Source organism: Isoptericola sp. S6320L, from assembly GCF_023015685.1.
Classification (GTDB): domain Bacteria; phylum Actinomycetota; class Actinomycetes; order Actinomycetales; family Cellulomonadaceae; genus Isoptericola; species Isoptericola halotolerans_A.
Genome location: NZ_JALKAT010000027.1, coordinates 13,347 through 26,518, shown reverse-complemented (window position 1 = coordinate 26,518; position 13,172 = coordinate 13,347). Strand labels below are relative to the sequence as shown.

General features: G+C 74.2%; 12 protein-coding genes. 8 read left to right on the top strand and 4 right to left on the bottom strand.

Annotated features, from left to right (window positions below; translation table 11 throughout):
* The first annotated feature begins 34 nt into the window (after positions 1 to 34).
* Positions 35 to 2,701, top strand: coding sequence for a UvrD-helicase domain-containing protein (locus tag MWU57_RS13620; protein ID WP_246909747.1), 2,667 nt, complete (start codon positions 35 to 37; stop codon positions 2,699 to 2,701).
* Positions 2,702 to 2,770: 69 nt separating this feature from the next.
* Here MWU57_RS13620 and MWU57_RS13615 read toward each other — a convergent pair whose 3' ends face one another.
* Positions 2,771 to 3,316, bottom strand: a complete 546-nt coding sequence (locus MWU57_RS13615; RefSeq protein WP_246909745.1) for a Clp protease N-terminal domain-containing protein — start codon at positions 3,314 to 3,316, stop codon at positions 2,771 to 2,773.
* Positions 3,316 to 3,519: a helix-turn-helix domain-containing protein gene (locus MWU57_RS13610; RefSeq protein WP_246909742.1), complete on the bottom strand. Its 204-nt coding sequence runs from the start codon at positions 3,517 to 3,519 to the stop codon at positions 3,316 to 3,318. The genes MWU57_RS13615 and MWU57_RS13610 overlap by 1 nt, the downstream gene beginning before the upstream one ends.
* 226 nt (positions 3,520 to 3,745) lie before the next feature.
* Here MWU57_RS13610 and sucC point away from each other — a divergent pair, with 226 nt between their 5' ends.
* From sucC to purN, 4 genes are all read left to right on the top strand, one after another.
* On the top strand, positions 3,746 to 4,918 hold the full coding sequence (gene sucC, locus MWU57_RS13605) for an ADP-forming succinate--CoA ligase subunit beta (protein WP_106267120.1): 1,173 nt from the start codon (positions 3,746 to 3,748) through the stop codon (positions 4,916 to 4,918).
* Positions 4,919 to 4,958: 40 nt separating this feature from the next.
* Positions 4,959 to 5,855, top strand: a complete 897-nt coding sequence (sucD, locus tag MWU57_RS13600) for a succinate--CoA ligase subunit alpha (protein WP_106267118.1) — start codon at positions 4,959 to 4,961, stop codon at positions 5,853 to 5,855.
* 138 nt (positions 5,856 to 5,993) lie between these two features.
* On the top strand, positions 5,994 to 7,262 hold the full coding sequence (locus MWU57_RS13595; RefSeq protein ID WP_246909739.1) for a DUF6350 family protein: 1,269 nt from the start codon (positions 5,994 to 5,996) through the stop codon (positions 7,260 to 7,262).
* Between the two features lie 10 nt (positions 7,263 to 7,272).
* The gene (gene purN, locus MWU57_RS13590; protein WP_246909737.1) at positions 7,273 to 7,917 is read left to right on the top strand and encodes a phosphoribosylglycinamide formyltransferase; all 645 of its coding nucleotides are present in this window, start codon (positions 7,273 to 7,275) and stop codon (positions 7,915 to 7,917) included.
* Between the two features lie 86 nt (positions 7,918 to 8,003).
* On the opposite strand, the gene MWU57_RS13585 is transcribed toward purN, so the two are convergent.
* Complete coding sequence (locus tag MWU57_RS13585) at positions 8,004 to 9,089, bottom strand: SDR family NAD(P)-dependent oxidoreductase (RefSeq protein WP_246909735.1); 1,086 nt, start codon at positions 9,087 to 9,089, stop codon at positions 8,004 to 8,006.
* A 66-nt stretch (positions 9,090 to 9,155) separates the two neighbouring features.
* Between MWU57_RS13585 and MWU57_RS13580 the strand changes: the two genes are divergently transcribed.
* Together MWU57_RS13580 and purH are read left to right on the top strand one after the other, a co-directional pair.
* Complete coding sequence (locus tag MWU57_RS13580; RefSeq protein WP_246909733.1) at positions 9,156 to 9,743, top strand: TetR/AcrR family transcriptional regulator; 588 nt, start codon at positions 9,156 to 9,158, stop codon at positions 9,741 to 9,743.
* A 151-nt stretch (positions 9,744 to 9,894) separates the two neighbouring features.
* Entirely contained in the window at positions 9,895 to 11,523 is a 1,629-nt protein-coding gene (gene purH, locus MWU57_RS13575) for a bifunctional phosphoribosylaminoimidazolecarboxamide formyltransferase/IMP cyclohydrolase (protein ID WP_246909731.1), read from the top strand.
* On the opposite strand, the gene MWU57_RS13570 is transcribed toward purH, so the two are convergent.
* On the bottom strand, positions 11,524 to 12,771 hold the full coding sequence (locus MWU57_RS13570; protein WP_106267109.1) for an NAD(P)/FAD-dependent oxidoreductase: 1,248 nt from the start codon (positions 12,769 to 12,771) through the stop codon (positions 11,524 to 11,526). It lies immediately after the preceding gene.
* Between the two features lie 54 nt (positions 12,772 to 12,825).
* On the opposite strand from MWU57_RS13570, the gene MWU57_RS13565 reads away from it, so the two are divergent.
* On the top strand, positions 12,826 to 13,158 hold the full coding sequence (locus MWU57_RS13565; RefSeq protein ID WP_106267108.1) for a DUF3017 domain-containing protein: 333 nt from the start codon (positions 12,826 to 12,828) through the stop codon (positions 13,156 to 13,158).
* Positions 13,159 to 13,172 lie beyond the last annotated feature (14 nt).

The following is a 13,172-nucleotide window of genomic DNA, read 5'->3' as shown; positions in this document are numbered from 1 at the left end:
TGATGTCGGCGCCGGCACCTACGCTTGGTCCACGATGACCTCTCTCTTCGACAGCCTCTCGCTGCCCGGCTTCGACGCTCCGCCGTCCGACGACACCGCCCGCCTGCCCCGGACCGCGCCGCGGTGGGACGACGACGGCGCCCCGGACTGGGCGCAGCCGGTCGGCTCGGAGCGGCAGGGTCGGCGCGAGACGGCGGAGAACGCGGCGGCGGACGCCCTGCTGGAGGGCCTCAACCCGAACCAGCGTGCCGCCGTCGTGCACGCGGGTTCGCCGCTGCTCATCGTGGCGGGGGCCGGGTCCGGCAAGACACGGGTGCTGACCCACCGCATCGCCCACCTGCTCGTCACGCGACGCGCCCACCCGGGCCAGATCCTGGCGATCACGTTCACCAACAAGGCCGCGGCGGAGATGCGCGAGCGCGTGGCGCAGCTCGTCGGCCCGGCGGCGAGCCGCATGTGGGTCTCGACGTTCCACTCCGCGTGCGTGCGGATCCTGCGCCGCGAGGCCACGACCCTCGGGCTGCGGTCGAGCTTCTCGATCTACGACGCCGCGGACTCCCAGCGGCTCATCACGCTCGTGTGCCGCGAGCTGGACCTGGACACCAAGAAGTACCCGGCCCGCTCGCTCGCGCACCGGATCAGCGACCTGAAGAACGAGCTGATCGATCCCGACACCTACGCACAGCAGGCGGGCGGCGACGTCACGCCCGACGGCTGGCGGGAGCGCGCGCTGGCCGGCGGTGGCCTCGCCGACGCCGGGGCGGTCGAGTTCGACGCGGTGCTCGCCGACGTCTACCGCCGCTACCAGGCGCGGCTGGCGCAGGCGAACGCGCTGGACTTCGACGACATCATCGCCACGACGGTCCACCTGCTCCAGGCCTTCCCCGCCGTGGCGGAGCACTACCGCCGCCGGTTCCGGCACGTCATGGTGGACGAGTACCAGGACACGAACCACGCGCAGTACGTGCTGGTGCGGGAGCTCACCGGCGTCCCCGCGCGGAGTGTGCCGGCGAGCGCCCCGGGCGGGGCGCCCGACGGCACCGGTGGTCCGGACGACGTGGCCGGGCTGGACCCGGCCGAGCTCACGGTCGTGGGTGACGCGGACCAGTCGATCTACGCCTTCCGCGGCGCCACGATCCGCAACATCGTGGAGTTCGAGGAGGACTACCCGGACGCCACGACGATCCTGCTCGAGCAGAACTACCGGTCCACGCAGAACATCCTGTCGGCGGCCAACGAGGTCATCTCGCGCAACCCGGGCCGCAAGCCGAAGCGGCTGTGGACGGACGCGGGGGCCGGGGCGAAGATCGTCGGCTACGTGGCCGACGACGAGCACCACGAGGCGCGGTTCGTCGCCGAGGAGATCGACCGTCTCGGCGACAGCCACGGTGTGCGGCCCGGCGACGTCGCCATCTTCTACCGGACCAACGCCCAGTCCCGGGCGCTGGAGGAGGTGCTGATCCGTGTCGGCCTGCCCTACAAGGTGGTCGGCGGGACGCGCTTCTACGAACGCCGGGAGGTCAAGGACGCCGTCGCCTACCTGCGGGCGCTGGCCAACCCGGACGACGACGTCAACCTGCGTCGGGTCCTCAACGTGCCGAAGCGGGGCCTGGGCGACCGCGCCGAGTCGCTCGTGGCGGGCTTCGCGGACGCCGAGCGGATCTCGTTCGGGGCGGCTCTCGAGCGCGTCGACGAGATCCCCGGGATGACGACCCGCTCGCTCAAGCCGCTGCGCGTCTTCGCCGCGATGATGGGCGAGCTGCGGGCGCTCGTGGACGACGGCGCCGCCCCGGCGGAGATCCTCGGTGCGGTCCTGGACCGCACCGGCTACCTCGCCGAGCTCCGGGCGAGCGACGACCCGCAGGACGCGTCGCGCGTGGAGAACCTGGCCGAGCTGCACGCCGTCGCGGCGGAGTTCACCGAGATGGACCCCGAGGGGGACCTGGCCGACTTCCTGGAGCGGGTCTCCCTGGTGGCCGACGCCGACCAGATCCCCGACGAGGACGTCGCGGACGGCGGCGCCGAGCACGAGCACGACGAGGAGCCGCAGGAGGACCCGGGCGTCATCACGCTCATGACGCTGCACACCGCGAAGGGCCTGGAGTTCCCCGTGGTGTTCCTCACGGGGATGGAGGACGGCACGTTCCCGCACATGCGGTCCCTGCACGACGACGCCGAGCTCGCCGAGGAGCGGCGTCTCGCCTACGTGGGGATCACCCGCGCCCGGGAGCGGCTGTACATCTCCCGGGCGGGCACACGCTCCGCGTGGGGCATGGCGAACGAGTTCCCGCCCAGCCGGTTCCTCGACGAGATCCCGGACGAGCTGTGGGACTGGCGGCGGGCCGAGTCCGCCACGCAGTCGCTGCGTCGTGGCGCGTCCGCCTGGGGCGGCGGGTACGGCGGCCCGCGGGCCGGCCGCATGACCACGACGTCGTCGGGCGAGCGCCGCGCGTCCGCGACCCGGTCTGCCCGGGCGGGCGCTCCGTCGTCGGGCGGCGCGAGCTTCGGGTCGGCGACGCCCCGCGACGACTCGGACATCCCCTCGCTGGACGTCGGCGACCGCGTGACCCACGACGCCTACGGGCTCGGCACGGTCGTGTCCCTCGAGGGTGCCGGCCGCAACGCCGTGGCGAAGATCGACTTCGGTGCCGACGGGACGAAGCGCCTGCTGCTGCGCTTCACCCCGGTCACCAAGCTCTGACCCGACCGTCCGCGCCGCCGCGGGCACCCGGGCCGCCCGTCTCGGGCCGCCGGTGTCAGGCCGCCGGTGTCAGGCCGCCCGGCGGCGCTGCTCGACGGTGGCGCGCAGGGCGGCCACGTCGGTGCCCGCGCCGTGCAGCGCCCGCTCCAGCGCGCGCCCGCCGGAGCAGTCGGCGCGCAGGATCCCGAGCAGCAGGTGGCTGCCGTCGATGCCCTTGTCACCGAGCCGGACCGTCTCTCGCAGGGCGAGCTCGAGCGCCTTCTTCGCCTCCGGCGCGAAGGGCACGTGGCCCGTGCGGGCTTGGCGGCCGGCACGGGCGAGCGCACCCCGGCCGAACGTCGCGTCGGTCTCCCGGCGCACGCTGTCGAGGTCGATGCCGATCGAGGAGAGCGCCTCGGCGTCGAGCGCGCCGGCCTCGACGTCGTCGCGCACCGTCCGGGCGACGGCGGCGGGTTCCAGGCCGGCGTCGTGCAGCCCCGCCGCGGCCGGGCCGGGGGAGCCGGCGAGCGCGACGAGGACGTGCCGGGTGTCGACGGCCGGCGAGCCGGCCTCGCGGGCCATCGCCTGGGCTGCGACGACGACGGCGCGCGCTTCCTTGCTGAACCTCTCGAACATCACTGCCTCCCGTGCTTCTTGTGGACCGCCTGCTTGCTGACGCCGAGCTGGTCGGCGATCTCCTGCCACGACCAGCCGAGCTCGCGGGCGCGGCGGACCTGCAGCGTCTCGAGCCGGTCGGCGAGCTCTCGGAGCGACCGCACGGCTCGCAGTCCCTGCGTGGGATCGCCACCGGACGCCGCGGCGAGCGACTGTTCCGTCATGCGTCAACCTTCGTTGACGCTCGCACCGTTTGTCAACCGAGGTTGACGGACTCGGCCACCGTCGGCGGGCTGTGGAATCGGTCACGGTCCCGTCGGGATTTCCCCCGGGGCGTACCGCCGCCGAGCGGGGGAGGGCTACTCTGGACAAGATGTCTTGACGTCGAGACATCGCTCAGGCCGGCCTCTGCCGACCCAGGGGCTCACACCGATGGAAGGACGCAGCAGGGTGGACCTGTTCGAATACCAGGCTCGCGACATCTTCGAGAAGCACGGCGTGCCCGTGCTCGGGGGCGTCGTCGCGACGACCCCGGAAGAGGCTCGCGCAGGTGCAGAGAAGCTCGGCGGCGGCACCGTCGTCGTCAAGGCCCAGGTCAAGACCGGCGGCCGCGGCAAGGCCGGCGGTGTGAAGCTGGCGCACTCGCCCGAGGAGGCGGCGCAGAAGGCCGAGGAGATCCTCGGCATGGACATCAAGGGCCACACCGTCCACCGGGTGATGGTGGCGGCCGGCGCCAAGATCGCCGAGGAGTTCTACTTCTCGGTGCTCCTGGACCGTTCGAACCGCAACTACCTGGCGATGTGCTCGGTCGAGGGCGGCATGGAGATCGAGCAGCTCGCCGTCGAGCGCCCCGAGGCGCTCGCCAAGGTCGCGGTCGACCCGATCGTCGGCATCGACGAGGCCAAGGCTGCCGAGATCGTCGACGCCGCCGGCTTCGCCGACGAGCTCAAGGCCCCCGTCGCCGACGCGATCCGCAAGCTGTGGACCGTCTTCACGGCCGAGGACGCCACCCTGGTCGAGGTGAACCCGCTGGTCCGCACCGAGGACGGCGAGATCATCGCGCTCGACGGCAAGGTGACCCTCGACGAGAACGCCTCCGAGGTCCGGCACCCGGACCACGCGGAGCTCGAGGACAAGGCGTCGGCCGACCCGCTGGAGGCCAAGGCCAAGGCCAACGGCCTCAACTACGTCAAGCTCGACGGTGAGGTCGGCATCATCGGAAACGGCGCGGGTCTCGTCATGAGCACCCTCGACGTCGTCGCCTACGCCGGCGAGGAGCACGGCGGCGTCAAGCCCGCCAACTTCCTGGACATCGGCGGCGGCGCGAACGCCCAGGTGATGGCCAACGGTCTGGACGTCATCCTCCACGACCCGCAGGTCAAGTCGGTGTTCGTCAACGTGTTCGGCGGCATCACCGCCTGCGACGAGGTCGCCAAGGGCATCGTCGGTGCGCTGGAGATCCTCGGTGACGAGGCCACCAAGCCGCTCGTCGTCCGCCTGGACGGCAACAACGTCGCGCTCGGCCGCCAGATCCTGGCCGACGCCGCCCACCCGCTGGTGACCCTGGCCGAGACCATGGACGGTGGCGCGGACGCGGCCGCCGCCAAGGCCGCCGCGGCCTGATCGCCCCCGAGACGACGTCGAAAGCAGAGACACAACAGCCATGTCGATCTACCTCAACTCCGACTCGAAGATCATCGTCCAGGGCATCACCGGCGGGATGGGTGCCAAGCACACCGCCCTGATGCTCGACTCGGGCGCGCAGATCGTGGGCGGCGTCAACGCCCGCAAGGCCGGCACCACGGTCGAGCACAAGGACCACGACGGGAACCCCGTCACGCTGCCCGTCTTCGGCACCGTCAAGGAGGCGATGGCCGAGACCGGGGCGAACGTCTCCGTGCTGTTCGTGCCGCCCGCCTTCACCAAGGACGCGGCGATCGAGGCCGTGGACGCGGAGATGCCGCTCATCGTGGTCATCACCGAGGGCGTCCCGGTGCAGGACACGGCCGAGGTGTGGGCCTACCTGCAGGGCAAGAAGACCCGCATGATCGGCCCGAACTGCCCGGGGATCATCACGCCGGGCGAGTCGCTCGCCGGGATCACCCCGCACACGATCACCGGCAAGGGCCCCGTGGGCCTCGTGTCGAAGTCGGGCACGCTGACGTACCAGATGATGTACGAGCTGAAGGACTTCGGGTTCTCCACAGCCATCGGCATCGGCGGCGACCCGATCGTCGGCACCACGCACATCGACGCGCTGGAGGCCTTCGAGAACGACCCGGAGACCAAGGCGATCGTCATGATCGGTGAGATCGGCGGCGACGCCGAGGAGCGTGCCGCGGCCTACATCAAGGACCACGTCACCAAGCCGGTCGTGGGCTACGTCGCGGGCTTCACCGCCCCCGAGGGCAAGACGATGGGCCACGCCGGCGCGATCGTGTCCGGCTCGGCCGGCACCGCGCAGGCCAAGAAGGAGGCCCTCGAGGCCGTCGGCGTCAAGGTCGGCAAGACGCCGTCCGAGACGGCCGAGCTCATGCGGGAGATCCTGCAGAACGCCTGAGCACCGCGCCGCACGACCGACGCCCGCCCCGTCCGGAACCCCGGACCGGGCGGGCGTCGTCGTCGCCGGAGCGTCCCGGCAGGGCGGGGCCCGGCGTGGGACGACGACGTCGCCCCGGCCGCGGGGGACGATGTGCGCGTGAGTGCAGCGCCACGGACCGGAACCGCCCCCGTCGTCGAGCAGCCCGCGCCGGGTCGGCTGCGGGAACGGTTCGCGCTCGGTTCGAGCGGGGTCTGGGCGGCGGTGCAGGCGATCGGTCTGTCGTACGCCGTCGTGGGCCTGCTCGCCGTGGTCGCCGTCCTCGACGCACCCTCGGCCTCCGGGGTCGACGGCGGGCTCGGCGCCGGCGTCGCCGTCGCGACGGGTCTGTGGCTGCTCGGCCACGGGGTGCCGTTGTCCGCGGCCGGGGCGACGGTGACCGTGGTTCCCCTCGGCATCACCGCGCTGGCCCTGTTCTCCCTGCACGTGGCGGCCAAGCGGTCCGCGGTGCCGACGCTCGCGGCGTGGGTCGCGGGCACGCTGACCTATACGGCGGTGACCGCGACGCTCGCGATCGCCCTGGACGTGGCGGGCGGCACGGCTGCCGCCAGCGGGGCCCTGGACGTCGTCGTCCAGGTGGGCGCCGCCGTCGTCGGCGGGCTGGTCGTCGGCGGGGGCGGGATCGCGCTGGGCATGTTCTCGGCGCCCGACGGCCCGCTGCTCGCCGGTCTCGCACCGCGGATGAATCCCTACCTGCCCGACACTCTGCGTCTGGGGATGCGGGCCGCCGTCGTCGGCGTGGCGCTGCTCGTGGGGCTCGGCGGCCTCCTCGTCGCCGCATGGGTGGTGCTGGGGCGCGAGACGACGTCGCTGGTGGCCGCCGGCCTCGGGGCGAGCGGTCTCGGCGCGGTGCTCCTCGGTCTCGGGCAGGCGGCGCTGGTGCCGAACCTCGTGGTGTGGGCGACGGCGTGGATCGCCGGGCCGGGGTTCGTGGTGGGGGAGGGCAGCACCTTCTCCACGGCGACGACCGAGGCGGCCGCGCTGCCGGCCGTGCCCCTGCTGGGCGTCCTGCCCGGCGAGTCCTGGTCGACGCCGGCCGCGGCCTGGGCGCCGGTGCTGGTCGTGGCGTGCGGAGCAGTCGGCGGCTGGTTCGCCTGGCAGCGCCTCGAACCGGGGCTTGTCCGGCCCCGCGACCTCGCCTGGATCGCCGGGGGTGCGACGCTCGGCGCGGGGGTGCTGACACTCGCGCTGCAGTGGGCGGCCGGCGGCTCCGTCGGCGGGGACGCTCTCGCCGTCGTGGGTGCCGACGCGTGGGTCACGGGCGGCCTCGTCGCCGCGGAGATCGGTGGAGGCGCCGCCGTCGTGCTCGTGGGGTGCCACCTGCGGGAACGGTGGCGGCGCGGGGACGGCGGCGGCACCGCGACGTAGGGTAGGGGCCGTGCAGACCCCTTCCGGACACCCTGTCGACCCTGCGCCCGGTGCGCGTCTCGTCGTGCTGGCCTCCGGCGGAGGCTCCAACCTCGCGGCGCTGCTCGCCGCCCACGACGATGCCGCCTACGGGGCGCGCGTCGTCGGCGTCGTCTCCGACAAGCCCGGGGCCGGGGCGCTCGAGCTGGCTCGCCGGGCCGGCGTGCCGTCCGTCGTGGTGGCCCCGGGAGACTTCGCGGACCGCGCCGCGTGGAACCGCGGGCTCGGCGAGGCCGTCGCGGTGTTCCAGCCCGACCACGTGGTGCTCGCCGGGTTCATGCGCATCCTCGCCCCGACGTTCCTCGAGCAGTTCCCCGGCCGGGTCGTGAACACCCACCCGGCGCTGCTGCCGGCGTTCCCGGGGGCGCACGGCGTCCGGGACGCCCTCGCCTACGGGGTCAGGGTCACCGGCTGCACGGTCCACGTGGTCGACGACGGCGTCGACACCGGGCCGATCATCGCCCAGACGGCGGTGCCCGTCCTGGACGGCGACGACGAGGAGACCCTGCACGAGCGCATCAAGGTCGCCGAGCGGTCGCTGCTCGTGGAGACCGTGGGGCGCATCGCGCGCGAGGGGCTGCGGGTCGAGGGGCGCCAGGCCGTCGTCGGCCCCTGAGGCGAGGTTGTGGGCGCGAAATCTGGCCCGAAATGCACTGTAGGGGCTATTTGTCACCCCAGATTTCGCGCCCACAACACCGGGGGTCAGGCGGCGGACCACCCGCCGTCGGAGGCGACGACCTGACCGTTGACGTTCGTGGAGTCGGCTGACAGCAGGAACGTGATCGACGCCGCGAGCTGCTCCGGCATCGCGATGTCCGCCATGATCCCCATCGCCGACCGGACCCGGCCCATGCCGAACTCGTCGACGTCCCGCGGCTGCATCCCGGTGGCCACCCCGCCCGGGGCGACGGCGTTCACCCGCACCCCCGTGCCGGTGTACATGAAGGCCGCGTTCTTGGTCAGGCCCACTACCGCGTGCTTGGACGCCGTGTACGCCGCGCCGGACGCCGACCCGCGCAGGCCCGCCTCCGAGGCGACGTTGACGATCCGGCCCTCGGCGGCCGCGAGCATGCCGGGGACGACCGCGCGCATGAGCTTCATCGTGCCGGTGACGTTGACCGCGAACACCTTCTCCCACGTCGCGTCGTCGACGGTGTGCACCGCCGCGAACCGGTCCATGATCCCGGCAATGTTCGCCAGGGCGTGGACCCGGTCGCCGGCGGCCTCGACGATGCGGGCGACGCCGGCGTCGTCGGTGATGTCCGCGACGACGGTGACGATCTCCGCCCCCGCCGGGAGCTCGGTCTCCGCCACGAGCTCGTCCAGCCCGGCCCGGGTCATGTCGACGGCGACGACACGGCCACCCTCGCGTGCCACGCGAGAGGCGGTCGCACGACCGATGCCGGAGGCTGCTCCGGTCACGACGACGGTCTGGCCCGCGAAGCGCCCGGCCGAGACGTGCTCGACCCACTCGGCGGGCTCGGTGCCGCCGGTGCTCCCGACCCCCGCTGCGGTCACGTCCGCACCGTCGCCGTCGGCCTCGGCCGTCGCGGGCGCGTCGGCTCCGGCCGCCCGCAGCTCCGCGGCGCGGGCGACGAGGGCCTCGGCAGCCTCGGCGGAGAACTTGCCGCGTGACAGCTTCACGAGCTTGGCGAGGCTGAGTCGGCGGGCGGGTGCGAGCGAGCCGACGCTCGCGCCGGCCTCCGTCAGCATCTCGGTGAGCGCCTGCTCCCCGACGGGGTCGGCGAGCCACTGCGCGACGGTGTTCTTCAGGGTCAGGTCGGACATGGTGACGTACTTCCTCCGGATCGCACCGGACACACCTGTCCGGTTCTTTCCACCTAAAGTAGCACCGTGAGCACACAGGCGGGCGAGGCCTCGCGGAGGGCGAACGCGGGCCCCCGGGCGGCCGCGCGCAACCGGGCCGCGCTCCTCGCGGCGGCGCGGGAGATCTTCGCCGAGCACGGGGCGCATGCGCCGCTCAACGCCGTCGCCCGCCGGGCCGGTGTGGGGCAGGGGAGCCTCTACCGCCACTTCCCCGACCGGATCGCGCTGGTGCTCGCCCTCTTCGAGGAGCAGGTCAGCACCGTCGAGGAGATCGCGAACGACCCCGAGGTGACCCTCGCGGACCTCCTGGGCCTGGTCACCCGGCACGCCATCGAGTCCGTGGTCAGCATCGACCTCGCGACGGCATCGCCCGAGTCGCGCCCCGACCCCCGGCTCGTCGACCTGCGGGACCGCACCGCCGACGTCCTCGGCTCCCGGCTCGACCGGGCGCTCGCCGACGGCGAGGTCCGGCCGGGGACCACCGTCGAGGACGTCCTCCTCGGCGTCGAGATGGTCGCCGCCGCGCTCACCCGCCGACCCGCGGCCGACCGGGAGCAGTACGCGCAGCGTGCCTGGCGGCTCCTCGGGATGAAGATGACGGCCCCCGGCCGGTAGGATCGGCCCCGGTCGTGACTGGCGAAGGTGGACAACCACCGGGGAGCGGCCGATCCGACCGGCGTGCACGGCGTCGGGACGGACCACCGTGCGCGCCGCCCGCCTGGGTGCCAGGGTTTCCGCGAAGGCCACACCCGAGGAGACCACCACGATGTCCGGTGCCCCCACGTCCCCCGACGTCCAGCTCGCCGACGACGCCCGGCGACCCGTCCGCCGCGCGCTGCTCAGCGTCTACGACAAGTCCGGGCTCACCGAGCTCGCCACCGCCCTGCACGCCGCGGGCGTCGAGCTCGTGTCGACCGGGTCCACGGCGGCGCGCATCGCCGACGCGGGGGTCCCCGTGACGCGCGTCGAGGAGCTGACCGGGTTCCCCGAGTGCCTCGAGGGCCGCGTCAAGACGCTGCACCCCCGCGTGCACGCCGGCATCCTCGCGGACACCCGCAAGGAGGACCACCTGCGCCAGCTCGCCGAGCTGGAGATCGACACCTTCGAGCTCGTCGTGGTGAACCTCTACCCGTTCGCCGAGACGGTCGCCTCGGGTGCCGCGCCGGACGACGTCGTCGAGCAGATCGACATCGGCGGCCCCTCCATGGTCCGGGCCGCCGCGAAGAACCATCCGAGCGTCGCCGTCGTCGTCGACCCCGCGCGGTACGACGACGTCGCCGCGGGCGTCCGGGACGGCGGCTTCACCTTCGCCCAGCGCAAGCGGCTCGCGGCGGCGGCGTTCGCGCACACCGCGGCGTACGACGTCGCCGTCTCGTCGTGGTTCGCCTCGGTGTACGCACCGGACGAGGCCGCCGTCGAGTCGGGACTGCCCGACGTCACCGGCGCCACCTGGGAGCGCAGCGACGTGCTGCGCTACGGCGAGAACCCGCACCAGCGGGCAGCGCTGTACGGCCGCACCGACGGCACGGTCGGCCTGGCGCAGGCCACCCAGCTCCACGGCAAGGCGATGAGCTACAACAACTACGTCGACGCCGACGCCGCCTGGCGGGCAGCGCACGACCACGCCGAGCCGGCGGTGGCCATCATCAAGCACGCCAACCCGTGCGGCATCGCCGTCGGCGCCGACGTCGCCCAGGCGCACGCGCGCGCCCACGCGACCGACCCGGTCTCCGCCTACGGCGGCGTCATCGCGGCCAACCGCGTGGTCACGAAGGCCGCGGCCGAGCAGATCGCACCGGTGTTCACCGAGGTCGTCGTAGCCCCCGGGTTCGAGCCCGCGGCGCTCGAGGTGCTGCAGGCCAAGAAGAACGTGCGCCTGCTGACGATCGACGCCGCCGGGGCCACCCCCGCCGCCGTCGAGATGCGTCCCGTCTCGGGCGGTCTGCTCGTCCAGGAGGTCGACCGGTTCCAGGCCGACGGCGACGACCCGGCGTCCTGGACGCTCGCCGCCGGTGACGTCGCCGACGACGCCACGCTCGCGGACCTGGTGTTCGCCTGGCGCGCGGTCCGGGCGGCCAAGTCCAACGCGATCCTGCTCGCCCACGACGGCGCGGCCGTCGGCATCGGCATGGGGCAGGTCAACCGCGTGGACTCCTGCCGCCTGTCCGTCGAGCGCGCCAACACCCTCGCGGACGGCGCCGAGCGGGCCCGCGGCGCGGTCGCGGCCTCCGACGCGTTCTTCCCGTTCGCCGACGGCCTGCAGGTGCTGCTCGATGCCGGGGTGCGCGCCGTCGTCCAGCCCGGCGGATCGATCCGCGACGAGGAGGTCGTCGCGGCCGCACAGGCGGCCGGCGTGACCATGTACCTCACGGGGACCCGCCACTTCGCGCACTGACTACAGGGGCAGGTCACGCCAGCGCACGGCCGGGTCCGCGGCGCGGTCGAGGTCCACCTCGACCGCGCCCGCCCCGCCCAGCAGGCGGCGCAGACCGCCGACGTCGCGCGGCGAGTCGGCGACCACGGCCGCGCGGAGCACCCGTCGCGGCCCGGCCCCCGGGGCGAGGTACAGCGCGGCCCAGCCCGCCCCCAGCGGCCGGACCACGACGTCCTCGTCACCGTGCCGCACGCCGAAGAACGCGAGGTCGTGCCCGAGCTGCTGCGAGAACACGTACGGCGCCGGCGGGTGCGGGACGGCGGGCAGTGCCAGGAGCTCGCGCACGGTGGCGTCGGGATCGGTCAGCGCGCTGCTCCAGTGCCCGCCGGGGACCGTGCCGAACACCGGGTGCGGGCGGGCGGCGCAGTCGCCGACCGCCCACACGCGCTGCCGGAGCTCCGGCGCGGCGTCGGAGCGCCACCGGCCTGCACCGTCCACCGGGACCCGTCCGTCCGCCGTCAGGGCGAGGTCGGGCCAGGAGGCCTCGAGCCACGCGGTCGCCGGGCGGGCACCGACGGCGGCCAGGACGACGTCGGCGCCGAGGCGCCCCGTGGCCGTCCGGACCCCGCCGGCGTCCACGTCCAGGACCGGGGTCGCGAGCCGGAGGCCCACCCCCGCCTCGGCGTACCACGGCACCGTCCGCGCCCCGACGTCGCCGAGCTGGCGCTCCAGCGGGGCGGCCGCCGCCTCGACGACCGTCACGTCGACGCCCCGGGCGGCGGCGACCCCGGCGACCTCTGCCCCGACCCACCCGGCACCGACCACGACGAGCCGGCTGCCGGGCCGGAGCCTGTCGCGCAGCCGGTCCGCGTCCGCGGCGGAGTGGAGCGTCAGGGCGTCGGCCCAGGGGGAGACCGCGCGGGAGCCGACGGCGAGCACCACCGCGTCCGCCGTCACGTCCCCGTCGTCGGTGCTGACCCGCACGCCGTCGTCCCGGACGTCCAGGGCGGTCGCACGCGCGGCCAGCCGGGCGTCGGCGAGCTCGGTCACGTCGGTGTCGAGCTCCCCGGAGAGCCAGGCCGGCTCGGGGCGCGCGAAGAGCTCCTTGGACAGCGGGGGACGGTCGTACGGGGGGACGCCCTCGTCGCCCAGCAGGGTGACCGGTCCGTCGAACCCGTGGTCGCGCAGCGCGCCGACCGTCCGGGCACCGGCGAGACCGGCGCCGACCACGACGACGGAACGAGGGGTGGGGGAGGCGTCAGGCAGCACGGACCCACGCTAGCGCGGGCCGGCGAGCGTCCCGTGGCAGGTAGGCTCGAAGCCGTGGTCCCTGATGCCGACGCCCGCGCGCAGCCGCACTGGCACGCCGTCGACGCCGCCCCGCACGCCGGGGCACGTCCGGTGCGCAGCCCCGTGCCGGCGATCCTCGTCGTCCTGGCCGGCATCGTCCTGGCCGTGCTGCTCGGTATGACGGTCGGCGCGCGGCTCGGCTCGCTGACGATCGCCGCGACCCTCGCCGTGGCCGGAGTCTGGCGGGCCGTGTCGCCCTCCGGCCCCGTGGGCCTGGCCATCCGCAGCCGCGGGTTCGACGTCTTCCTGTGCTTGTCCGTGGCCAGCGTGATGGGCGTGCTGGCGCTGACCGCTCCCGGGGTCTGACCGGCTCGGTGCCC